Source organism: Amycolatopsis sp. 505 (genome assembly GCF_031625235.1).
Taxonomy (GTDB): domain Bacteria; phylum Actinomycetota; class Actinomycetes; order Mycobacteriales; family Pseudonocardiaceae; genus Amycolatopsis.
This window is the reverse complement of the sequence record NZ_JACKQP010000006.1, coordinates 428,110-449,329: the sequence shown is the minus strand read 5'-3', so window position 1 is coordinate 449,329 and position 21,220 is coordinate 428,110. Positions and strand designations below refer to the sequence as shown.

The following is a 21,220-nucleotide window of genomic DNA, read 5'->3' as shown; positions in this document are numbered from 1 at the left end:
CTCAGCTCCACGCGCCGGCGGCCGCCTGCTCGCCCAGCGACTTCTTGTACTGCTCCAGCGCGACGAGGTCGCCGAACAGCGCGCGGTAGTCGTCCGGCGCTTCGACCGGCGACAGCCGCTGCAGCTTGCCCTTGATCTCCGCGATCTGCCGCCCGACGAGCCCCTCCTGCAACCGCGCCAGGATCGACGAGATGTACCGGGAGTCGACCTCGTCCTTGGCCTGCAACGGTTCCACCGCCAGCTCGGACAGCACCCGCCGGACCGTCCCTTCCGGACAGTGCGGCGCCGCCGCGTCCAGCAGCGCCGGGCCGGTCAGGCCCGAACCCGCGCCGCCCGCCTTGAGCACCGCCTCGTGCACCGCGACGTACACCGGGTGGGTGAACGCCTCCAGCGGCAGCGCGTCGTACTCCGGCCCGGCGATCGCGGGCTGCTGCAGGGCGGCCTTCAGCGCCTCGCGCTGCACGGCGAACCGCGGGTCCTTCGGGGCCGGGCGGGCGAGGTCCTGCGCCGGGGCCGCCGGGGCGGCCTGCTGGGCGCGCGCGGGCTGCCGCAGCGGGGCCCCGCCGCGCTTGTCCGTCGCGCCCGCGGCCCCGCGGACGCGGTTGACGACCTGGGCGACGTCCTGCCAGCCCACCCACCAGGCGAGCTTCGACGCGTAGCCGTCGCGGGCCGCGCGGTCCTTGATCGACGCCACCATCGGCACGGTCTTCTGCAGCGCCGCGACCTGGCCGTCGACCGAGTCGAGATCGTAGTTCTTGAGCGTGCTGCGGATGACGAACTCGAACAGCGGGGTCCGCCGCGCGACCAGGTCCTTCACCGCGCTGTCGCCCTTGGCCAGCCGCAGCTCGCACGGGTCCATGCCGTCCGGCGCGACCGCGATGTACGTCTGGCCGGCGAACGTCTGGTCGCCCTCGAACGCCTTCAGCGCCGCCTTCTGGCCCGCTTCGTCGCCGTCGAAGGTGAAGATGACTTCGCCGCGGAACGCGTCATCGTCCATCATCAGCCGGCGAAGCACCTTCATGTGGTCCTCGCCGAACGCCGTGCCCGACGACGCCACCGCCGTCGGCACGCCCGACGCGTGCATCGCCATGACGTCGGTGTAGCCCTCGACCACGACGACCTGGTGCCGCTTCGCGATCTCGCGCTTGGCCAGGTCGAGGCCGAACATGACCTGGGACTTCTTGTAGATCGGCGACTCGGCCGTGTTGAGGTACTTCGCGGAGATCCGGTCGTCGTCGAACAGCCGCCGCGCGCCGAAGCCGACGACGTCGTTGCCGACGTCGCGGATCGGCCAGACCAGCCGCCGGTGGAACCGGTCCATCGGGCCGCGCTGGCCCTCCTTGGACAGCCCCGCGGTGAGCAGTTCCTTGACCTCGAAGCCGCGGGTGAGCAGGAACTTCGTCAGCTTGTCCCAGCCGCCGGGTGCGTATCCGCAGCCGAACGTCTTCGCCATCGCGGCGTCGAACCCGCGCTCGGACAGGAAGTCCCGCGCCGGGCGCGCCTCGTCGGTGAGCAGCTGCTCGGCGTAGAACTCCTGGGCCAGGCGGTGGGCCTCGACCAGCCGGGTGCGGCTGCCGCGGTCGCGCTGGATCGTCGCGCCGCCGCCCTCGTAGGTGAGCCGGATGCCGACCCGGTCGGCCAGCCGCTCGACGGCTTCCACGAACGAGATCAGGTCGATCTTCTGGATGAACTTGATGACGTCGCCGCCTTCGCCACAGCCGAAGCAGTGGAAGGTGCCGTGCGTCGGGCGGACGTTGAACGACGGGGTCTTCTCGTTGTGGAACGGGCAGAGGCCCTTCAGGCTGCCCCCACCGGCGCGGCGCAGGGCCACGTACTCCCCGACGACCTCGTCGATCCGGTTCCGCTCGCGCACCTCCGCGATGTCGCTCTCCCGAATCCGTCCTGCCACGTCACCCACTCTAGCTTTGCCGGTTGCGGCACACTCGGGGCATGGCCTCCACGCCCACCGCCCAGGACGCACTCGCCGCGCGGTTCGCCGAGCACCGCAGTCACCTCATCGGCGTCGCCTACCGGCTGACCGGCACCCGCGCCGACGCCGAGGACGCCGTCCAGGAGTCCTGGTTCCGGCTGGCCGGCCTGGACGACGCCGGCCGCGCGGCGATCCGCGACCTGCGGGGCTGGCTGACCACGGTCGTCGGCCGGATCTGCCTCGACCGGCTCAAGTCGGCCGCCGCGCAGCGGGAGCGCTACGTCGGCAACTGGCTGCCGGAGCCGGTCGTCACGCCGTTCGGGCGGCCGGTGAGCGAGGACCCCCTCGACGTCGCGGTCCGCGACGACGGCCTGCGGATGGCCGCGCTGGTCGTCCTCGACAAGCTGACGCCGGAGCAGCGCGTCGCCTTCGTCCTGCACGACGCCTTCTCGGTGCCGTTCTCGGAGATCGCGGACGCCCTCGGCGTCTCGGTCGACGCCGCCCGCCAGTACGCCTCCCGCGGCCGCAAGGCCCTCGCCGACGCCGACCCGGCACCGCGCGTCCCGCTGGAGGACCAGGCGAAGATCCTCGAAATGTTCGTCACCGCGCTGCAGGCCGGGGACGTCCGGGCGATGACCGAGCTGCTGGCCCCGGACGTCGTGCTCGTCGGCGACTCGAACGGCAAGGGCCGTACCGCCCGCAACCTCATTGTCGGCGCGGACAAGATCGCCCGCTTCTTCATCGGGCTCACCAGGAAGTACGCGCCCGGCATCCTCACCGGTGGCACGCCGGTGCTCGTCAACGGCGACCTGGGCCTGCACCTGGCTCCGCAACCGGGCCAGGAGGGCTTCTTCGACCTCGACGAGCACGTCCAGTCGGTCAGCATCCGCGACGGCCGGATCGTGGCGATCTACGACATGGTCAACCCGGACAAGCTGACCCGGATCACGCGTCCCGGCGCTTGACCGCCGCGATCCCGGCGGCCAGCAGGACGGCGGCGAAGGCGGCGAAGTAGGCCAGCGCCCAGCCCGGGCTCAGCGGCGAGTCGGACAGGACGCCGGCGTTGCCGCCGTCCCGGCCCGCGTTCGCCTCGCCGCGGCCGCTGAGGAACTTCGTGACGGCGTTCAGCGGCAGCCACCGGTGGATCTCCTGGCCGGCGCGCGGGATCAGCTGGACGACGTTCTCCGCCATCAGCGGGTAGGCGACGACCACCGCGACCGCGCCGGCGGTGTAGCGCACGAGCAGGCCGACGCCCACCCCGCAGACGGCGGCCAACGCGAACACCGGTCCGGTCCCGGCGACGATCCGCCAGTCGGCGCCGCTGTCCAGGGCCAGGTCGGCGCCCGGGGCGAGGACCCGCGCCAGCAGCCAGGCCGCGAACGCGGCGGCTTCGCCGAGCAGGAAGGCGTACCCGGCGACCAGCGCGGCCTTGGCCAACAGCACCGGCGTCCGGCTCGGCACGGCCTGGAAGGTGCCGTGGATCGTGCCGGAGTGGTATTCGCCGGTCACCGCGAGCGCGGCCAGCACCAGCACGCCGACCAGGGCGAGCTGGTAGCCGGCTTGGGTGCTCGCGACCGTGGGCGGCAGGTGGGCCTCTCCCGCGCTGAGGGCGGAGATCACGGCCGGGAAGGCCAGCGCGACCAGGGTGAAGATGCCGCACACCCAGGGCGTGGTGATGCTGAAGAGCTTGATCCGTTCACTGGCGACGAGGTGCATGCGCAGAACGGTCCCGCGGCGGACCCCGGCGGCGCGTCCCCCCGGGGTCGGGTTCGGCGCCTCCTACGGGAGCGGGACGCGGCACGCGTCGCCGGAGGTGAACCCCTGGTCGACGATGCCGAGTGCGCTGTTCATCCGGGCGCGGGAGTTCTCCAGCGCGATCTGGTAGGTCAGCTCCAGGACGCCCTCGCGGCCGAACTCCCGCTCGAGCTCGGCGACCTGCTCGTCGGTCACCGTGACCTGGTCGCCGGACATCGCGTCGGCGTAGGCGAGCGCCAGCCGCTCCTGGTGGCTGAAGGCGGGGGAAGTCGCGTAGTCGTCGATCTTCGTGAGCCGCTCGATGTCGAGGCCGTCGTGCTTCTGCAGCATGGTGCCGAAGTCGACGCACCACGAGCAGCCAATCCGCGTCGCGACCCGGTAGACGGCGAGCTCCCGCACGTTCGCCGGGACCGTCTTCGACGCGCGCTCGGCCAGCAGCTCGTGGACCACGGACGTCCGCAGCAGCCCGGGGTGGTGCGCGGTGACGGCCATCGGCTCGGGCACCGCGCCGAAGCGGCGGCCGGCGATCCGGTAGACGAGCTTGAGGAAGAGCCCAGCCTCGGACGTCTTCTTGGCGGGGATGCGCGGCATGTCGTTCTCCTTCGTCCGGTGTCTACGGCCTGGACGAGACGGCGTCCGCAGACGTGACACCGGGCGCTGTGAACCACGCCACCAGCATCGCCCCGGCCGCCGCGGCGAACACGACGGTGAGGCCGGGTGCGGCGAGCCCGCCGGTCGTGGCCAGCGCGAGCCACCCGAACACCGCGGTCCCGGCGAGGCCGCCGGCCTGCCGGGCGAAGGTCAGCGATCCGAGCGTCACGCCGAGCAGCGCCCGGTCGGCCCGCGTCTGACCGAGGACGGTGTAGGCGGACGTGCAGACGGCGAAGGCCGCGCCGATCGCGAACAGACCCGGGGCGAGCAGCCAGGGGCTGCCGTCGAAGGCGGCGGCGACGGCGATCGCGGCCAGTCCGGCGGTGCCGAGCAGGCAGCCGGCCCGGCCCCACGCCGTCAGGTCCGGGTGCCGCCGGGCCAGCGCGGCGAAGGACGTCGAGAGGACGAGCTGTCCCGCGGTCATGGCGACGAGCAGCAGCCCGGTGGCCGCCGCCCGGGCGCCGAGCGCGGCGACCAGGGCGACGTAGGTGAAGGTGCCGTAGAGCGCCGCGCCCGCCAGGCCGTTGACCACCACCGCGCGCTTGAGGACGGCGTCCGCGAACACCTTCGGCGAGATCAGCGGGCTCTTCGTACGGCGCTGCCGCCGGACGAACAGGAAGCTCGTCACCACGGTGGTTCCGAGCAGGATCGACGTCCACAGTGGACTCCTGGCGAGCGCGTCGACGGTGCCGAGCGCGACGACGGCGGTCCCCGCGACGGCCAGCAGCGCACCGCCCGGAACGTCGAATTTTTCCTTGTCCTGACGCGCTTTCGCCGGCAGCCCGCGTAAGCCGAGCAGCAAAGCGGGCACGCTCAACGGCAGGTTGATCAGGAAGATCCACCGCCAGCCGGGACCGGCGGCGAGCAGCCCGCCCAGCGGCGGGCCGCCGAGGGTGGCCGCCGCGAAGACGGCCGTCTGCCAGCCTTGGCGGCGCAGCAGCTCGTCGCGGTCGAACAGCTCGCCGAGCGCGCTCATCGCCGTGACGATCAGCCCGCTGCCGCCCAGGCCCTGCAGCGCGCGGGCGGCGATCAGTGAGCCGAGATCGGGTGCGGCGGCGCACCAGGCGGAGGCGGCGGCGAACAGGAGCACCGACAGCGCGAAGGAGATCCGGCGGCCGTAGAGGTCGCCGAGCCGGCCGTGCAGCGGCGTCGCGACGGTCAGGGTCAGCAGCCCGGCGGCGGTGACCGCGACCAGCCCGGTGCGGGCGTGCAGGCCGGCGCCGATCGACGGCAGGGCGGCCGTGAGGACCAGGCCGTCCAGCTGGGCCATGGCCATGCCGAGCAGGAGACCGGCGTAGGCGACGTTCCGAGATGTGTGCATAAAGCACACGTTATAACGTGCCTTATGCACACATCAAGTGAGGGCGGCCCGGCCCTGTTCCGCCTGGTCCGCCATTGGGCGCGCCAGTGGGCCCCGGACGTCGTCGACCGCTTCGCCGCCGGCACCCCGCCGTCGTGGACCGTGCCGAACCTGTTCGTCATCCAGGCGATCGACGGCACGGCCGGCGACGAGGTGACGGTCGCGGACGTGGCGCGCCAACTGGGCATCGACCGCTCGGTGGCCAGCCGGATGGTGAGCGAAGCGGCTCGAGCGGGCTTCGTCGAGCGCTCGACGTCGACCCGCGACGCACGCCGGGCGGTGCTGACGTTGACGGAGTTCGCGAAGGAGTTCCTCGAGGCTTCGCAGGCTCACCAGCGCCAGGCGTTCGACGCGCTGGTGGGCCACTGGCCGCAGGAGGACCGCGAGCGCTTCGCCGGCTACCTCGGCCGGCTCGCGGACGAGGTGCTCGGCTGAGCGAGGATCTCGTTCAGCACTTCCCAGGCGTGCCAGGCACGCGTGACGCCGAACTGGGCGATGAACCGCAGTGCCGCGCGCACGTCTTCCGGTGCCGCGCCACCCCGTAGCGCGCGCCCGACGTGCGTGCGGAAGGTGTCGGCCAGGGTCTGGTAATGGACGTCGACGCTGAGGCTGACCAGGCCGCGCTCGCGTTCGCTGAGCGTGCCGGGCCCGTGGCCGGTGCGCATGCGTGACTGCAGGTCGAAGAACTCGGCGAAGTGCGGGTCGAGTTCGGCCAGCCGGGCCCGCACCGGGGGCGGCAGCGGGCTGGGTGCCGCCTCCGGCCCGGTCGACACGAGTTCCGGGGCGAGGGGTTCGGCGTCCGGACGCGCCAGGCCGAGTTCCGCCTCGAGCGCGGAGATCCGCTCGAGGCCGGCGGTCGCGGCGTGGTAACCGCAGTCGTAGGAGACGAACCGCAGCAACTCGCGGAGGTCCGCGGTGGACACCCCGGCCGCGAGCCCGGCCCGCACGTGCGCCTCGAACGCCGAGCCCAGGCTCGCCTGGCAGACATCGGCCGTGACGCACAGGAACGTCTTCTCGCGGTCGGCCAGCTCGGGGATCGCCCCGGCGAACCGCGCGGTGGCCCCGGCCATCTGCGCGTAAACCGGGTCGAGGCGTTCCAAGTCCGACGGCGTTTCGATGGTGGTCAACAGCACTCCCTCAGTCGGATGACATTCGTAGCGCTACGGCTGTAGTGCGAATTACGCTACACCTGTAGCGCAAAGGCTGTCCAGCTACACTGGGCGACGATGGAAGACACCAGGCGCCGTCCGAACGCCCGTGGCCAGGGCGAGCTGCTGCGCGAAGAAATCGTCACGGCCGCCGTCCGGATGCTCGACGAGCTCGCCGACGACGAAGCGCTGTCGCTGCGGGCCGTGGCGCGGGCGGTGTCGATCGCGGCGACGTCGGTCTACCTGCACTTCCCGGACCGCGACGCGCTCGTGCTGGCCGCCATGCAGCGATGCCACGAGGACCTCGTCCGCGTCGGTGACGAGGCGGCCGCCGCGGCCGACGGCCCCGCGGCCGCGCTCCGCGCCCGGATCCTCGCCCAGGCCGCGTGGGCGCAGGAGCATTCCGGGCTGTACAAGGTGCTGCACGAGAGCGCGGTCCACCGGCGGCACGGGATGCCGTTCAAGGAGGTAATGGTCGCCCGCACGATCGAGGCGGTCCAGGCGTGCATGGACGCCGGCGTGGCTCCGGCCGACGACGCCACGACGGTCGCCATCGACCTGCGGACCGCCGTCAACGGCATGCTGGCCCAGCGGATCAACGAGCCCGACCTGCCGTGGCCGCCCGCGGTCGAGCAGCTCGACCGGTTCCTGGTCAAGCTGGTCGGCCTGCGGCTCTGACTTGTGCGTCCGGCCGGAACCGGCTTGGGTGGGCCGGTATGAACCCGGGTTTCCCGACGGTGGTCCCGCGGATGGTGGTGCGCGACCTCGTCGCCGCCGTCGCGTTCCTGCGCACGGTCTTCGGCGCGACCGGCGAGGTCGAGAGCGGGCGCCCCGCCCAGCTCCGCCTCGGCGACTCGCTGGTCATGGTCTCGGCCGAAGGCGACCGGGAACTGTTCCCGGCGTTCCTCCACGTCTACGTCGCCGATGTGGACGCCACGTACCGCCGCGCCCTCGACTGCGGCGCGACGAGCCTGGAGGAACCGGCCGCCATGCCCTACGGCGACCGGCGGGCGATGGTCCGCGACCCGTTCGGCAACGTCTTCCAGATCGCCCGGCCCGGAGGCTGACTACTCCCCGGTGCTGCCGTCGACCGCCTCGCGGACCAGGTCGGCGTGGCCGTTGTGGCGGCTGTACTCCTCGACCAGGTGGACCAGGATCCAGCGCAGGGTCGGCGTGCCGCCGTCCCGCCGGGCGCGCCGGGCGCGCTGCCCCAGGTCGCCGCCGGCCAGCGCTTCCGTCACGGCCGCCCGGGAGCGCTCGACCGCGGCCGCCCAGAGTTCGCGCAGCCGCTCCGGGGTGTCGTCCGCGGCCGAATCCCAGTCCCAGTCCGGCGTGGCCGCCCAGTCGACCGCGTCGAACGGCGCCATCCGGTCACGGCCGTGCAGCACGTGGGAGAACCAGTGGTCCTCGACGTAGGCCAGGTGCTTGAGCAGTCCGCCGAGGGTCATCGTGGACGGCGGGTGGGTCGCGCGCAGGCCCGCCGCGTCCAGGCCGGCGCACTTCCAGGCCAGCGTCGCGCGGTGGAAGTCGAGGAAGCCGAGGAGCGTGGTGGTTTCGTCGCCGTCGTAGAGCGGCTCCGGGCGGCCCTGATCGTCCACAGTGGTCACGACGACGCCGTCAGCGGGCGGACGTCCCAGATCCACACGCCGCCGACGAACTCCGCCGGCTTGCGCAGCAGCAGCTCCACAGTGGACTTCAGCGCTTCCTGGTTCTGGCGCGGCCCGACCACGAGCACGTCGGCGTTCCAGGCACGCAGGTCCGCGAGCGCCTGGGTACGGTCGGCCTCGGTGACCTCGGCCGCCTGGCCGGTGCGCTCCACCTGGGCGAACAGGTCCGACGTCGGCAGCGGGACGGCGCCGTAGCGGCCGCGGCGGTCGGTCGGGGACGTCGGTCCGACGAAGTAGCCCTCCGGCATCGGGTAGCCGAGACCCGCGTCGACCTGCCAGTGCAGCGGCTCGGCCTCCCCGGTGCTCGGCAGCGGCACCGGCACCAGCGAACCGCCCGGCGCGATGTACTGGCGCCAGATCCCGTCGGCGAAGAACGGCGGCGAGAGCGGCCGCTGGTGCGTCACCAGCTCCGTCGGCGCGATCGGGAGCAGCACGGCCACCACCGCGCCGATCCAGATCATCTTCAGGGGGAACCGCTGTTTGCCTTCGAGGGGTTCCGGTTGCTCGGCGGCCGCGGTCCAGACGCGGTGCGTCGCGATCGCCAGGAGCGCGCCCACGACGGGAATGCAGCCCATCGCGAGCCGGGACTCGAGCAGTGAGTCGAGCAGCGGCAGCTGGCCCAGCCACTTCCACGGGCCGGCGATGCCGGTGTCCTCGTGCGCCACGGTGATCTCGATGCCGAGCGACAGCAGGGCCATCACGTACATCGTGATCGCGAGCGCCCGCGAAACGACGTCGCGCCACAGCCAGATCGTCAGCATCACCATGAGCACGATCAGCGGCCAGCCGAAGAACGCGTTCTCCTCGGTGCGGTTCATCGAGACGTCCGCGGCCGCCTCGGGCGCGCCGGCGACCGACTGCGTCGCGAACCGCGTGAACGCCGCCGTGTCGTTGCCCGCCGAGCCGTGCAGCAGCGAGTGGAAGCTCTGCGGGCCGAAGAACTGCCAGTACAACGGGAATCCGGTGATCACCAGAGCGACGACCGCGCCGATCCCGATGCCCTTGCCCAGCGGGGCCAGCATGCCGCGGATCTCCGCGCGGTGCGGGATCAGCCACGCGACCGCGAACACGATGAAGGCGAGGGCGAAGATGGCCAGCGGCTCTTCGCCCAGCAGGATCTGCCACGCGACGAGCAGCCCGAGCACGATGCCGTTGCGCACCGGGCGGACGCCGCGCGCGACCTGGATCGTCTTGAGCGCGATGAACGGCAGCACGAACAGCACGACGAAGTTCGGGTGCGCGTTGCCGTGCGAGATCATCGGCGGCGCGAAGCCGCAGAACGCGCCGCCGATCGCGGCCGCCGTCCGGTTCGGCACCAGGTGCCGGGAGAACACCCAGTACCAGCCGAGCGCGGTGCCGGCGAGGCCCGCGGTGAGCACGATCGCCCAGGTGAGGGTCGCGCCGAAGGTCAGTGTCAGGGGCGCCAGCGGGATGTTCAGGCCGAACATCGCCGCATTGGCCGCCATGTTGACGCCGTGCGGGTAGTTCTGCAGGTCCGTGGTGAACGGGTTCTGGAAGTGCAGGACGGCCTTCGCGACGACCGTCGAGTACCACTCCCACTGGCTCTGGTCGGCGCCGCCGTTCCAGAGGTAACCGCGCTTGAGGTCGAACCACAGCCCGTTGTAGAGCAGGATCGTGAACAGCAGGAACCCGCCGGCGATCGCGGAGTCCTGCCACGCCCAGCGCTTCGGGCCTTCCGGTGGTTCGGGAGCGGGCGGCACCAGCTCGGGAACGGCTTCGGACTTCAGGCTCACGGTTCGACCACCCTGGCGAGGAAGTAGAGCGCCCCGGTCCCGGCGTGCCGGACCAGCAGCAGGAACGGCCGGTCCACCGCCACGGCGACCGGGTCGTCGATCGTCATCGACATGAGGCGCATGACCAGCGCGGTGGCCGCAGCCCCCTCGAAGCCTTGTTCGTCGACGCGCAGCACGGCCTGGTGCAGCACCTCGGACACGGTCAGCCGCGGATCCGGCGAGAGCCCGGTCAGGTCGGCGCGGTCGGTGAACATCGTCCGCACGCCGAGGCCGTGCAGCACGCCGGAAAGCTTGCTGGACACGTCGAGCGAGATCTTGGGGAGCGAGAGTTCGACCGGCTTGGCGCGGACCTTGCCGAGCAGGTTCGTCAGCTTCTCCTGGTCGAGCTGGGATTCCGCCTCGGCGAGCTCGCCGTCCGGCAGCAGCACGACGGCCTGCAGGCCACCCGCCGCGGCCAGCTGCACCGCCTGCCAGCCGCCGGAGTGCGCGTAGCCGAGGCTCTCGCTGAGCCACATGGTCGGCACGTCCCGGGTGCCGGCCGGGGCGTGGAACGGCGCGTCGCTGGTGTTGGCTTCGCGGAAGGGCAGTTTCCACGCGGCTTTGAGGTAGAGGGCGTTGACGAGCACGGCGGCGACGTCGTCGCTGATCGAGCCGGGCGGAAGCAGCTGCGGGATCAGCCCGCGCGTGGTGCGCTCGACGTCGTCGTTGATGAGGGCGCGAGCGGTCTCGGGTTCCTTTTCGAAGGGCGCGCTCGCGACGGCGGCCCCGGGCCATTCGGCGAGCTCGGCCTTGAAGGAGTCTTCGAGCGGGAGCCGGTCGTCGGCCCACAGCGTGTTGGCCACGGCCAGCTCGGCGTCGTCCTCGGCGAGCTGGGCGGCCTCCCGCAGCAGGACGGTCTGCGCGCCGGGGTCACCGAGCAGGGCGACGAGCTCGTCCCGCGTCTCCCCCCGGGCGGCTCGCGCGGCGAGGGTCAGCGCACTGGCCACCGAGTACGGCGAAAAGCACGTGTTCCCGCCCCCGGCACCGAGGGCCGCGTGGACGGCGAGGGCGAACCGGAGGTGGCTGTCCGTGGCCATGCGGGCGAGACTACCGGACCGCCGACCCCCACCGGCCGCCCACGCGCAACTCCACCAGAGGATGACAAATTCACCCGAAAGTTTCGCGGCCCCGCCCATGCACCCCTAGGCATTTCGCGTGATTGAAGGGTCAACACGCGTGATCAGAGGGTCAACTCGCGTGATTAGAGGGTCGACACGGCGTGGGCCGGGCCTTGCCGCGTGTCGACTCCCCAATCACGCGTGTCGGCGCTCCGATCACGGCGCGGGTCAGCGGTGGAGGCGGGTGACGTGCCAGGAGTACCAGACGTGGGCTTGGGCGTCGGTGAGGGAGGCGACCTGGTCGACCACCACGCGGAGCAGGCCGGCGTCGTCCGCGGCCGTGTTCCAGGCCGGGACGAACAGCGGGTCGAGGGACTCCGGGGCCCGGCGGGCCAGCGCGTGGACCAGCTCGATCAGCAGCTCGCGCTGGCCCTCCTGCATCGCCAGCCGGCGGCGGTCGCTCATCACGTACCGCAGGGCCAGCGCCTTCAGCAGGGCCACCTCCGCGGCGACCCGCTCCGGGACGCACAGGTCGGCCCCGTAGCGGCTCAGCGGGCCTTCGCCGAACCTCTCGCGCGTGCCGGTGACGGCCGCCGTGGTGAAGCGGCCGACCAGCTCGCTCGTCAGCCGTTTCAACGCGACCTGGGCGCCCGGTGACCCGTCCGGCTCGGCCGACGCCAGCGCCGCCACCACCGGCAGCGCCAGCAGTTCCGCCGCCGCATCCTCCAAAGTGGACACCGATTGCGCCGAGAAGTGCTTGGCGGCCGCCTCGGCGACGGCCGCCCGCTCGTCCGGGTGGGCGAGCACGCGCAGCTTGATCCGGCCGGCCAGCACGCCGTCCTCGACGTCGTGCACCGAATACGCGACGTCGTCCGCCCAGTCCATGATCTGCGCTTCCAGGCACCGCCGCTCGGCCGGTGCCCCCTCCCGGAACCACTCGAACACCGGAACGTCGTCGCTGTACACGCCGTACTTGACCTGACCCGGCCGCCGTGGCCACGGGTACTTCGTGGTCGCGTCCAGGCACGCGCGGGTCAGGTTGAGCCCCACCGGGTCACCTTCGGCGGACAGCAGCTTCGGCTCCAGCCGGGTGAGGATGCGCAACGTCTGCGCGTTGCCCTCGAACCCGCCGCACGCGCCGGCCACCTCGTCGAGCGCGCGCTCGCCGTTGTGCCCGAACGGCGGGTGGCCGATGTCGTGCGCCAGCCCCGCGGTGTCCACCAGGTCCGGGTCCGCGCCCAGCTCCTCGGCGATGCCCCGGCCGATCTGGGCGACCTCCAGCGAGTGCGTCAGCCGCGTGCGCGGGACACCGGTGACCTCGGCGCCCTCCCCCGGCCCGACCACCTGGGTCTTGCCGGCCAGCCGCCGCAGCGCCGCGGAGTGCAGCACCCGGGCCCGGTCGCGGGAGAACGCGCTGCGCCCGTCTGCCCGGGCGCCGGGCAGCGCCGCGCCCTTGGCCGCCTCCGGCAGCAGGCGGGCGGTGTCGTGCTCGGTGTAGTTCACCCGACCAGCGTAAACGTGGCCACCGACAAAACGCTCAGCCCAGGAAAGTGGCGAACAGATCGTCCGCGGGTGTCTTCGTCAGCCGGTAGTACAGCAGCGCCCCGGTCTCGCGGACGATGTACCGCACCTGGGTGACGCGCTCCTGGACGATCGGCCCGCTGTGCGTCGGCGCGGTCCAGGCGTCCAGGCCCAGGTCGTCGGCCATGGTCCGGGCGCGGAAGGAGTGCCACGGGTCGCTGACCAGCACCGCCGTCCGCCAGCCGCGGGCCTCGACCTGCTGGGCGACCGCGCGCAGGCTGCGCAGCGTGTCGCTGCCTTCGCCGACGGCGAGGGTCGCCGACGCCGGCACGCCGCGCCGGGTCAGCCACAGCTGGCCGGCCCGGGCCTCGGTGAAGTTGTCCTCGGCCTTCTTGCCGCCCGCGGTGACGATCGTCTTCGCGACGCCCGCGTCGTAGAGCTGCTTGGCCTTCGCCAGCCGGGCGGCGTAGATCTCCGACGGCCTGCCGTTGTACTGCGCGGCGCCCAGCACCACGATGACGTCGGCGGGTGTCCGGTCGTTCACGCGGGCCACCTGCCAGACCCGGAACGCCGTGCCGCCGACGAGCGCGACCAGCACGAGGAGCGTGCCGAGGACGATCCGGCGTGCCCAGCTCGCCACCGACGGTTTGGTGCGTTCAGCGGTACCCATCCGGGCCATTCTTTCAGAGGCGGCTCAGAGCCACCCACGCTCCTCGGCGACCCGCACCGCTTCGGCCCGCGTCCGCGCGCCGGTCTTCCCGATCGCCGCGGAGAGGTGGTTGCGGACGGTGCCTTCCGAGAGGTGCAGCGCCCGGGCGACGTCGGCCACCGTGCTGCCGTCCTTGGCCTCCCGCAGCACGTCCCGCTCCCGCCCGGTGAGCGGGCTGGCGCCGGTGGCGAGGGATTCCGCGGCCAGCGCCGGATCCACCACCCGGAGTCCACTGTGGACTCGCCGGACGGCCTCGACGAGCTGCTCCGGCGGCGCGTCCTTGACGACGAAGCCGGCCGCGCCCGCCGCCATCGCGCGGGCGAGGTAGCCGGGACGGCCGAACGTCGTGCAGATGATCACCCGGCACGACGGCAGGGCGTTCCGCAGGTCGGCCGCGGCCTCCAGGCCGTCCTTCCCGGGCATCTGGACGTCGAGCAGGGCGACGTCCGGCTCGACCTCGCGCGCGGCGGCCACCACCTCGTCGCCGGAACCGACCTGCCCGACCACTTCGATGTCGTTCTCCAGGCCCAGCACGGTGGCCAGGGCCCCGCGGACCATGGCCTGGTCGTCGGCCAGCAGCACCCGGATCAAGCGAGTCCTCCCGCGGGTTCGGCGCGCACGGCCGGGGTGGCCGGGCTCGGTTCGGGGAGCGGGATCTCCGCCCGCACGAGCAATCCTCCCCCAGGCCGGCCCGACGTCCGCAGCGTGCCCCCGGCCGCGGCCAGCCGCTCGGTCAGCCCGCGCAGGCCGTTGCCCGCGACGACGTCGGTGGCGGTGCCGTCGTCCTCGATCTCGAGCCAGGTGTCGCCCAGCCGCACGCGCACCCGCTTGGCACCGGAGTGCCGCAGCACGTTCGTGACGGCTTCGCGCAGCACGTACCCGAAGGTGGGCTGGAACTCGGGGCGGACGTTGTCGACCGCGTGCGGCAGGTCGGCGTCGATCTCCGCGGCCCGCAGCGCCGCCCGGGCGCCGACGAGTTCCGCCGACAGCGACACCTCGCGGTTTGCTGACACGGTCGCGCGGACGTCGGACAGCGCGCTGCGGGTGAGGCTCTCCACCTCGCGGATCTCCTCGACCGCGCGCGGGATGTCGCCGGCGCTCTCCAGCACCCGCCGGGCCAGCCCCGCTTTGACGGTGATCGTGGTGAGGCTGTGCCCGAGCAGGTCGTGCAGGTCGCGGGCCAGGCGCTGCCGCTCGTTCGCCACGGCGAGGGTGGCGATCTCCTCGTTCGCGCGTTCCAGCCGCCGGACCGCGCGGACGAGGTTGCCCATGAAGAACATCGCCAGCGTGATCGACAAGACGGTGATCAGGTCGCCGTAGTCTTCCACGAACCGGCCCTGCGCCAGCAGGATCACCGCGCCGAGCGCCACCGTGGACAGGTCGATGATCACCGACCAGGCGGCGGGCACCAGGAACACGACCACCGCCGTGCCGTAGAGCAGGACGAACCCGCTGCCGGCGGCCAGCGCCAGCGAGGCGAGCCCCAGCACGTTCATCGTGATCCCGAAGGCCAGCTTCACCCGGCGTTCCCGGCGGAAGAAGTACGGGAAAACCGCGTAGCACGCGGAGTAGGCGTAGACGAAGACGAAGGTGGCGACGAGCCCGGGGGTGACCGCGGGCTCGGCCAGCAGCGAGCGCGTGACCGGGATGAGGAACGGCAGCAGGAAGACCATCGACATGATCGGCCAGCGCGGGCCGCCGGGCCCGCGGTCGGCGGCGTCCGGAAGCGGGTCCTCCCACCAGGATTCCTTGCTGTCCAGACCGAACCGGCGCTTCGCCATCGTCGTTCCCCTCCGGCCCTCAGACGCGGGCGCTGTCCTTACGGTAACGCCTGATCACCAGGGCTCCGAGCACGACCGTCCACGCGCCGAGCACACCGGCGGCGTGCGGCAGCGAGACCACCATGTCGCTGGTCACCGCCGGTCGCGCGACCTGCAGCACCCAGTAGGTCGGCATGATCTGGGCGACGTCGTGCATCCAGCCGGGCATCGACTCGATCGGGATCCAGAGCCCGCCGAGGAAGCCCGTCCCGAGCGTGACGAGCATGTTGATCGGCTGCATCGAGTCCGGCGTGCCGAACTGGCCGAGCAGCAGGCCGAGCAGCACCAGCGGGATCGTGCCGAGCCAGATGCCGGCGAAGATCCGCACCCAGCCGCTCGCGTCGACGTGCACACCCTCGGCCAGCACGCCCAGCAGCGGCACGAGGACCAGCGCGGGCAGCCCCACGAGCATCCCGGAGATGCCCTTGCCCGCCAGGTACCCGGTGCCGGTGAGCGGGGTCAGGCGCAGCTGGCGCTGCCAGCCGACCGCGCGTTCGAGGGCCAGCCGGGCCCCGCTGTTGGTCGCCGCGGCGAAGACGCCGAACGTCATCATGTTGATCATGATCACGGCCGCGATCTGCGCGTGGTCCGGATCGCTCGTCTTCGTGAAGACGTTGGCCTGCAAGAGGAACATCAGCACCGGGAAGGCGACGACGAAGATCAGGAAACGGGGCGCCCGGAAGTTCCGGCGGATCTCGGTGAGCAGGTAGGTGGCGTTCATCGGACGGGCTCCGCGGTCTCGTCGGCGGTCAGGGACAGGAAGGCGCCTTCGAGGCCGACGGCGCTGATTTCGACGTCGTGCACGGCCGGAACCGCGGCCTTGAGCGCCCAGAGCGTGGCGTCGGAGTCGCCGCTGGAGATCGCGACGCGGTCGCCGCGCAGCTCGAACTCCTTGACGCCGGGCAACGCGGCGATGACGGCGTCGGTGGCGCCAGGGACGGCGGCGCGCAGGGTGCGGCCGCCGGCCAGCGCGCGGACCTCGGCGACGCTGCCGTCGGCGACGATCCGGCCCCGGCGCATCAGCACCACCCGGTCGGCGAACTCCTCCGCCTCTTCGAGGTAGTGCGTGGCGAACAGGACCGTACGGCCGGACTCGGTGAAGGAGTACATCGACTGCCAGAACTCGCGGCGGGTGCCGACGTCCATCGCCGCCGTCGGCTCGTCGAGGATCAGCAGGTCCGGGTTGCTGACCAGGGCGACGGCGAAGCGGACCCGCTGCTTCTGCCCACCGGAAAGCTTGTTGGCGCGACGGCCGGCCAGTTCTTCGACACCGGCGGCGCGCAGGGCCTCGGCGACCGGCATCGGGTTGCGGTGCAGGGCCGCGACCATGCCGACGGTCTCGCCGACGGTGAGGTCGTCCATCAGGGCGCCGCCCTGCAGCATCGCCCCGATCAGGCCGGCCCGCACGGCGTCGATCGGCTTGCGCCCGAACACGCGCACGTCGCCGGCACCGGGGCTGGTCAGGCCCAGGATCATGTCGACGGTGGTGGACTTGCCCGCGCCGTTGGGGCCGAGCAGGGCGACCACTTCGCCCGGGGCGATGGTCAGGTCGACGCCGTCGACCGCGTGGACGCCGCCGTAGTGCTTCCGCAGGCCGGTGAGGTGGATCGCGGCCCCCGCCGCCACCGCCTGGATGTCTGTTTCTCGCATGCCCCCAGGCTGCCGCCCGGCGGGCCCGGGCCCCCGGATCGTGCGTCACGACTTGGCCGTGACAGGTGTCAGGGGTGCCTGGGCCCGGGCGGGGTCAGCAGCCGATGAGGCGGCCCGCCAGGTAGGACTCCAGCTTGTCGATCGCGATGCGCTCCTGCGACATCGTGTCGCGCTCGCGCACCGTCACCGCCTGGTCCTCGAGCGAGTCGAAGTCGACCGTGACGCAGTACGGCGTGCCGATCTCGTCCTGGCGGCGGTAGCGGCGGCCGATCGCCTGGGCGTCGTCGAAGTCGACGTTCCAGTGCTTGCGCAGCGTCGCCGCGACCTCCTTCGCCTTCGGGGTCAGGTCGGCGTTGCGCGAGAGCGGCAGCACCGCGACCTTGAACGGCGACAGCCGCGGGTCGAGCTTGAGCACCACGCGGGTGTCGGTGCCGCCCTTGGCGTTCGGCACCTCTTCCTCGACGTAGGAGTCCACCAGGAACGCCATCATCGACCGGCCGACACCGGCCGCCGGCTCGATGACGAACGGCCGGTACCGCTGGCCCGAGGCCTGGTCGAAGAACGACAGGTCCTGACCCGAGTGGTTCGAGTGCGTCGTCAGGTCGAAGTCGGTGCGGTTCGCGATGCCTTCGAGCTCGCCCCATTCCTGACCGGCGTTGAACGCGAACCGGTACTCGATGTCGACGGTGCGCTTCGCGTAGTGCGAGAGCTTTTCCTTCGGGTGCTCGTAGTGGCGCAGGTTGTCGGCCTTGATGCCGAGGTCCGTGTACCACTTCGTGCGCTCGTCGATCCAGTACTGGTGCCAGCGCTCGTCCTCGCCCGGCTCGACGAAGAACTCCATCTCCATCTGCTCGAACTCGCGCGTCCGGAAGATGAAGTTGCCCGGCGTGATCTCGTTGCGGAAGGACTTGCCGATCTGGCCGATGCCGAACGGCGGCTTCTTCCGCGACGTCGTCTGGACGTTGGAGAAGTTCACGAAGATGCCCTGCGCGGTCTCCGGGCGGAGGTAGTGCAGGCCCTCTTCGGACTCCACCGGGCCGAGGTAGGTCTTCAGCATCATGTTGAAGTCCCGCGGCGGGGTGTACTTGCCGCGCGTGCCGCAGTTCGGGCACGGCACCTCGGACAGGTCGTCCTCGCTGGTCTCCTTGCCGGTGCGCGCCGCGAACTCCTCGGCGAGCTGGTCGGCGCGGAACCGCTTGTGGCACGACAGGCACTCGATCAGCGGGTCGGTGAACACGTTGACGTGCCCCGACGCGACCCAGACCTCACGCGGCAGGATCACCGACGAGTCGAGGCCGACGACGTCGTCGCGGCCCTGGACGACGGTCTTCCACCACTGGCGCTTGATGTTGTCCTTCAGCTCGACCCCGAGCGGCCCGTAGTCCCACGCAGAGCGGGTGCCGCCGTAGATCTCTCCGCTGGCGAAGACGAAACCACGGCGTTTGCACAGGCTGATGATCTTCTCAATGGTGTTCGTGGGCACTCCACGCTCCGAAAAGCTTGCGGGGACGGTTCAGGACTGAACGTCCAGGGTATCCGCCGGGGCCCACCGCTTTTCGCGCAGGTGAGCCTACGGCCGCGACACCAGCGACGCCGTGACGACGCGGTTGTCCTCGTACCCCTCGCTGCCGCCGACGTACTCGCCGCCGCAGGTGACCAGCAGCAGCTTGTGCGGGCCGTCGGGGTCGAACAGCTGCTCGGACCGGCCGGCGAGGTCCGACTTATGCACGGTCTCGGTGGCGTCGATCCGGTACACCCAAGCGCCGCCGGCGGCGTCGGTCAGCTTGACCTCCTGGCCCTGTTTGACCTGCCAGAGCTCGTTGAACGGGCCCTTCTTGCCCTTCCAGTTCACGTGCCCGGACAGCAGCGCGACGCCGTGGTCGGCGCCCAGCTTCGCGCCCCACCAGGCGGCCTCGTCGAGCCCCTCCGGGATCTTCAGCGCGCCCGCGGCGTCGAGGTCCTCCTGGATCAGCTTCGCGGTGCCGCCGCCGGGCAGGGCCAGCTGCGCCGGCGCCTGGCCCGTGTCCGGCCGCGTGCCCTGCGGGGCCTGCTGGTTCGCGGCGGGGACGGGCGTTCCGGTGCCGTTCGCCCCGGCGGGTTCATCCTTTCCGGTGAACACGAGCAGGGTCGCGACCAGCGCCGCGACCACGAACGCCCCGGCGACGCCGACGATCCACCAGCGGCCGGAGCCCTTCTTCGGCTCCGCCGGGTTCCGCTCCTGCATGGGCTTGTGCTCCTTCGCTGTCATGGCCAGTGCACAGACAGGCATGCCGCGAAGGGCGCGTCGGGTTGCAGCGAAACTTGTTCAGCCGGTGGGGCGCGTCACCAGCTCGGCCGTCACCAGGCGGTTCTCGTCGTAGCCTTCGGTGCCGCCGACGTAGTCGCCGCCGCAGGTCACCAGCACCAGCCGGTGCGGGCCGTCCTGCCCGAACCACCGGGCGGCCTGGGCCGGCAGCGTCTCCTTCGGCAGCGTGACGACGTCGTCGACGCGGTAGACCCACCGGCCGCCGCGCGCGTCGACCACACTGACCCGGTCGCCGGCCCGCATGCGCCACAGCTCGTCGAACGGCCCGCGCCTGCCCTCCCAGTTCACGTGACCGGACAGCAGCGCCGCTCCCTGGGCCGCGCCCAGCTTGGCGCCCCACCAGGCCGCGTCGCCGAGACCGCGCGGGATCGGCAGCACCCCGGTGTCGGTGAGTTCGGTGCGGACCAGGCGGGCGGTGGCGCCGCCGGGCAGCCGGACCGTGCCCGGCCGCTGCTGGGTGGCGGTTTCGCTGTCCGCGGGGAGCACGGCCGGGGCCGCGTTCTCGCCCGGCAGCGAGCCGGGCGGGGGTGCCGCCGCCACCGGCGTCGCCGACGGCGGCAGCCAGGTCAGCACGATGATCCCGGCCGCGAAGGCGGCCACGGCCAGCGCCGCCGAGACGGCGGCCAGGGCGGTGCGCAGCACCTAGTCCGTCCCGGTCTTGCGCCGCCGGCCCAGCAGCAGGGCGACGGCGGCGAAGAACACCCCGCCGAAGAGCAGGCCGATGCCGAGCGGGATGCGGGAGCCGTCCCCGTCGGTGGCGGGCGCGGCCGCACCGAGGTAGCCGGCCGGGACCTGCGTCGGCACCGCGGGCTGGGTCGCGGTCGTGCCACCGGCCGGGCCGCCGGCCTTCGCGACGAACCCCTTCGGGATCGAGCAGCTGACCCCGCCGAGCACGATGTTCGTCTTCACGTCCTGCAGCGCGGTGCCCTGGGCGTCCTTGACGTGCGTGGTGATCTCGACCCGCCAGCCGGCGACCGCGGTGTGGTCGCCCCCGCGCCAGCCGTCCTGGCGGATCAGCTGGTCGAAGGCGGTGACGCGGGTCAGCGCGAGGTCGGAGACCGTGGTCGCCGGGTCGGCGTTGGTGATGTCACCGGGCGGGCCGAGGCGCAAGTTCTTCAGCTGGAGACCCGCGTTGCCGCCGGGCACCGGGACGATGCCGAGCCCGCCACCGGCCTGGCGCACCCACAGCCGGGTCACCGACGACGTCGTCGACAGCTTGCCCGGGCCGGTGCAGTCGACCGAGGTTTTGGCGCCTTCGAGCACGAGGACGGTGTTGTCGGCCGGCTTGGTGCCGCCCTGCCAGGTGTCCCGCAGCGCGTAGTTGGTCTCCGCGGTGGCGGTCGGCACGGTGGTGGCCTGCAGCGCGGCGAAGACGTTGTGGTCGCGGCTCGGGACCCCGGGCGGGTACGGGTTCTGTGACGCGCTGTAGCGGCCGAGGGCGATCTGGTAGTGCCCGCCGAAGGTGGCCCGCTCGCCGTCGTCCTTGGGGACCGAGACGCGGTCCGCGCCGAGCTTCGACTGGCCGGGCAGCAGCGGGGATCGTTGCGTTTCGGTGATCAGGGCGCCGCCGCGCTGGCCTTGGTCCCCGATCCGCACCGAGGCGATGTTCGCGAACGAGACCGGGCCGGCCTTCTCGTCGACGGCCTGGGTCTGCGCACCCGCGACACCCACGCCGACCAGCGGAAACACCGCGGCGGCCAGTGCGGCTGCCTTCGTCACCAAACGCGTCATGTCTCCCCACTGCTCTGCTCGGGACGGGTCGCCGGCGTCCGGGAAACGGCGAAACGCTCCGCGACAACCTTGCACCGTCGGCGACGACATGCGAAGCCGCAGGGCCAATATCCCACGAACTC

Annotated in this window: 22 protein-coding genes; 4 read left to right on the top strand and 18 right to left on the bottom strand. The window is 72.2% G+C overall.

From position 1 onward, the window contains the following. Position 1 precedes the first annotated feature (1 nt). Entirely contained in the window at positions 2–1,909 is a 1,908-nt protein-coding gene (gene dnaG, locus H5965_RS24065) for a DNA primase (protein ID WP_310972486.1), read from the bottom strand. 41 nt (positions 1,910–1,950) lie between these two features. Here dnaG and H5965_RS24060 point away from each other — a divergent pair, with 41 nt between their 5' ends. Then, positions 1,951–2,895, top strand: a complete 945-nt coding sequence (locus tag H5965_RS24060; RefSeq protein WP_310972485.1) for a sigma-70 family RNA polymerase sigma factor — start codon at positions 1,951–1,953, stop codon at positions 2,893–2,895. On the opposite strand, the gene H5965_RS24055 is transcribed toward H5965_RS24060, so the two are convergent. The 3 genes from H5965_RS24055 to H5965_RS24045 all read right to left on the bottom strand — a co-directional run bounded on the left by H5965_RS24055 (position 2,876) and on the right by H5965_RS24045 (position 5,657). Further along, on the bottom strand, positions 2,876–3,646 hold the full coding sequence (locus tag H5965_RS24055) for a hypothetical protein (protein ID WP_310972483.1): 771 nt from the start codon (positions 3,644–3,646) through the stop codon (positions 2,876–2,878). The two genes, H5965_RS24060 and H5965_RS24055, sit on opposite strands and share 20 nt — an antisense overlap. A gap of 63 nt (positions 3,647–3,709) precedes the next feature. Further along, positions 3,710–4,276 carry a carboxymuconolactone decarboxylase family protein gene (locus tag H5965_RS24050; RefSeq protein WP_310972482.1) on the bottom strand — a complete coding sequence of 189 codons (567 nt, stop codon included), beginning with the start codon at positions 4,274–4,276 and terminating at the stop codon, positions 3,710–3,712. A gap of 22 nt (positions 4,277–4,298) precedes the next feature. Further along, on the bottom strand, positions 4,299–5,657 hold the full coding sequence (locus H5965_RS24045; protein ID WP_310972481.1) for an MFS transporter: 1,359 nt from the start codon (positions 5,655–5,657) through the stop codon (positions 4,299–4,301). Between the two features lie 24 nt (positions 5,658–5,681). Between H5965_RS24045 and H5965_RS24040 the strand changes: the two genes are divergently transcribed. After that, positions 5,682–6,131, top strand: coding sequence for a MarR family winged helix-turn-helix transcriptional regulator (locus H5965_RS24040; protein WP_310972479.1), 450 nt, complete (start codon positions 5,682–5,684; stop codon positions 6,129–6,131). Here H5965_RS24040 and H5965_RS24035 read toward each other — a convergent pair. Further along, positions 6,095–6,823 carry a carboxymuconolactone decarboxylase family protein gene (locus H5965_RS24035; RefSeq protein ID WP_310972478.1) on the bottom strand — a complete coding sequence of 243 codons (729 nt, stop codon included), beginning with the start codon at positions 6,821–6,823 and terminating at the stop codon, positions 6,095–6,097. The two genes, H5965_RS24040 and H5965_RS24035, sit on opposite strands and share 37 nt — an antisense overlap. 99 nt (positions 6,824–6,922) lie before the next feature. On the opposite strand from H5965_RS24035, the gene H5965_RS24030 reads away from it, so the two are divergent. Together H5965_RS24030 and H5965_RS24025 are read left to right on the top strand one after the other, a co-directional pair. Beyond that, entirely contained in the window at positions 6,923–7,522 is a 600-nt protein-coding gene (locus H5965_RS24030; protein ID WP_310972477.1) for a TetR/AcrR family transcriptional regulator, read from the top strand. 38 nt (positions 7,523–7,560) lie between these two features. Further along, on the top strand, positions 7,561–7,911 hold the full coding sequence (locus tag H5965_RS24025) for a VOC family protein (RefSeq protein WP_310972476.1): 351 nt from the start codon (positions 7,561–7,563) through the stop codon (positions 7,909–7,911). Here the strand turns inward: H5965_RS24025 and H5965_RS24020 are convergent, their stop codons facing one another. The 13 genes from H5965_RS24020 to H5965_RS23960 all read right to left on the bottom strand — a co-directional run bounded on the left by H5965_RS24020 (position 7,912) and on the right by H5965_RS23960 (position 21,098). After that, the gene (locus H5965_RS24020; protein WP_310972475.1) at positions 7,912–8,451 is read right to left on the bottom strand and encodes a DinB family protein; all 540 of its coding nucleotides are present in this window, start codon (positions 8,449–8,451) and stop codon (positions 7,912–7,914) included. Beyond that, complete coding sequence (locus tag H5965_RS24015) at positions 8,448–10,265, bottom strand: glycosyl transferase (protein WP_396136933.1); 1,818 nt, start codon at positions 10,263–10,265, stop codon at positions 8,448–8,450. The genes H5965_RS24020 and H5965_RS24015 overlap by 4 nt, the downstream gene beginning before the upstream one ends. Further along, the gene (locus H5965_RS24010; RefSeq protein ID WP_310972474.1) at positions 10,262–11,341 is read right to left on the bottom strand and encodes a serpin family protein; all 1,080 of its coding nucleotides are present in this window, start codon (positions 11,339–11,341) and stop codon (positions 10,262–10,264) included. The genes H5965_RS24015 and H5965_RS24010 overlap by 4 nt, the downstream gene beginning before the upstream one ends. 249 nt (positions 11,342–11,590) lie before the next feature. Next, a complete protein-coding gene (locus H5965_RS24005; protein ID WP_310972473.1) occupies positions 11,591–12,865 on the bottom strand; it encodes a deoxyguanosinetriphosphate triphosphohydrolase in 1,275 nt (424 codons plus the stop codon). 34 nt (positions 12,866–12,899) lie between these two features. Then, a complete protein-coding gene (locus H5965_RS24000) occupies positions 12,900–13,553 on the bottom strand; it encodes a YdcF family protein (RefSeq protein ID WP_310972471.1) in 654 nt (217 codons plus the stop codon). 24 nt (positions 13,554–13,577) lie between these two features. Further along, a complete protein-coding gene (locus H5965_RS23995) occupies positions 13,578–14,183 on the bottom strand; it encodes a response regulator transcription factor (protein WP_310972469.1) in 606 nt (201 codons plus the stop codon). Further along, positions 14,180–15,373, bottom strand: coding sequence for a sensor histidine kinase (locus H5965_RS23990; protein ID WP_310972468.1), 1,194 nt, complete (start codon positions 15,371–15,373; stop codon positions 14,180–14,182). The genes H5965_RS23995 and H5965_RS23990 overlap by 4 nt, the downstream gene beginning before the upstream one ends. Before the next feature lie 19 nt (positions 15,374–15,392). After that, on the bottom strand, positions 15,393–16,133 hold the full coding sequence (locus H5965_RS23985; RefSeq protein WP_310972467.1) for an ABC transporter permease: 741 nt from the start codon (positions 16,131–16,133) through the stop codon (positions 15,393–15,395). Next, the gene (locus H5965_RS23980; protein ID WP_310972465.1) at positions 16,130–17,062 is read right to left on the bottom strand and encodes an ABC transporter ATP-binding protein; all 933 of its coding nucleotides are present in this window, start codon (positions 17,060–17,062) and stop codon (positions 16,130–16,132) included. The genes H5965_RS23985 and H5965_RS23980 overlap by 4 nt, the downstream gene beginning before the upstream one ends. Positions 17,063–17,156: 94 nt before the next feature. After that, the gene (locus H5965_RS23975; RefSeq protein ID WP_310972463.1) at positions 17,157–18,545 is read right to left on the bottom strand and encodes a glycine--tRNA ligase; all 1,389 of its coding nucleotides are present in this window, start codon (positions 18,543–18,545) and stop codon (positions 17,157–17,159) included. Between the two features lie 87 nt (positions 18,546–18,632). Beyond that, positions 18,633–19,286: a class F sortase gene (locus H5965_RS23970; protein ID WP_310972461.1), complete on the bottom strand. Its 654-nt coding sequence runs from the start codon at positions 19,284–19,286 to the stop codon at positions 18,633–18,635. Between the two features lie 81 nt (positions 19,287–19,367). Further along, positions 19,368–20,009, bottom strand: a complete 642-nt coding sequence (locus tag H5965_RS23965; RefSeq protein ID WP_310972459.1) for a class F sortase — start codon at positions 20,007–20,009, stop codon at positions 19,368–19,370. Next, positions 20,010–21,098: a hypothetical protein gene (locus H5965_RS23960; RefSeq protein ID WP_310972457.1), complete on the bottom strand. Its 1,089-nt coding sequence runs from the start codon at positions 21,096–21,098 to the stop codon at positions 20,010–20,012. Positions 21,099–21,220 lie beyond the last annotated feature (122 nt).

Bases quoted from the DNA above. Each gene is read 5' to 3' on its own strand.
- H5965_RS24060 (WP_310972485.1), top strand. From the start codon at position 1,951: ATGGCCTCCACGCCCACCGCCCAGGACGCACTCGCCGCGCGGTTCGCC.
- H5965_RS24055 (WP_310972483.1), bottom strand. From the start codon at position 3,646: ATGCACCTCGTCGCCAGTGAACGGATCAAGCTCTTCAGCATCACCACG.
- H5965_RS24050 (WP_310972482.1), bottom strand. From the start codon at position 4,276: ATGCCGCGCATCCCCGCCAAGAAGACGTCCGAGGCTGGGCTCTTCCTC.
- H5965_RS24045 (WP_310972481.1), bottom strand. From the start codon at position 5,657: ATGCACACATCTCGGAACGTCGCCTACGCCGGTCTCCTGCTCGGCATG.
- H5965_RS24040 (WP_310972479.1), top strand. From the start codon at position 5,682: ATGCACACATCAAGTGAGGGCGGCCCGGCCCTGTTCCGCCTGGTCCGC.
- H5965_RS24030 (WP_310972477.1), top strand. From the start codon at position 6,923: ATGGAAGACACCAGGCGCCGTCCGAACGCCCGTGGCCAGGGCGAGCTG.
- H5965_RS24025 (WP_310972476.1), top strand. From the start codon at position 7,561: ATGAACCCGGGTTTCCCGACGGTGGTCCCGCGGATGGTGGTGCGCGAC.
- H5965_RS24010 (WP_310972474.1), bottom strand. From the start codon at position 11,341: ATGGCCACGGACAGCCACCTCCGGTTCGCCCTCGCCGTCCACGCGGCC.
- H5965_RS24000 (WP_310972471.1), bottom strand. From the start codon at position 13,553: ATGGGTACCGCTGAACGCACCAAACCGTCGGTGGCGAGCTGGGCACGC.
- H5965_RS23990 (WP_310972468.1), bottom strand. From the start codon at position 15,373: ATGGCGAAGCGCCGGTTCGGTCTGGACAGCAAGGAATCCTGGTGGGAG.
- H5965_RS23985 (WP_310972467.1), bottom strand. From the start codon at position 16,133: ATGAACGCCACCTACCTGCTCACCGAGATCCGCCGGAACTTCCGGGCG.
- H5965_RS23980 (WP_310972465.1), bottom strand. From the start codon at position 17,062: ATGCGAGAAACAGACATCCAGGCGGTGGCGGCGGGGGCCGCGATCCAC.
- H5965_RS23970 (WP_310972461.1), bottom strand. From the start codon at position 19,286: ATGCAGGAGCGGAACCCGGCGGAGCCGAAGAAGGGCTCCGGCCGCTGG.
- H5965_RS23960 (WP_310972457.1), bottom strand. From the start codon at position 21,098: ATGACGCGTTTGGTGACGAAGGCAGCCGCACTGGCCGCCGCGGTGTTT.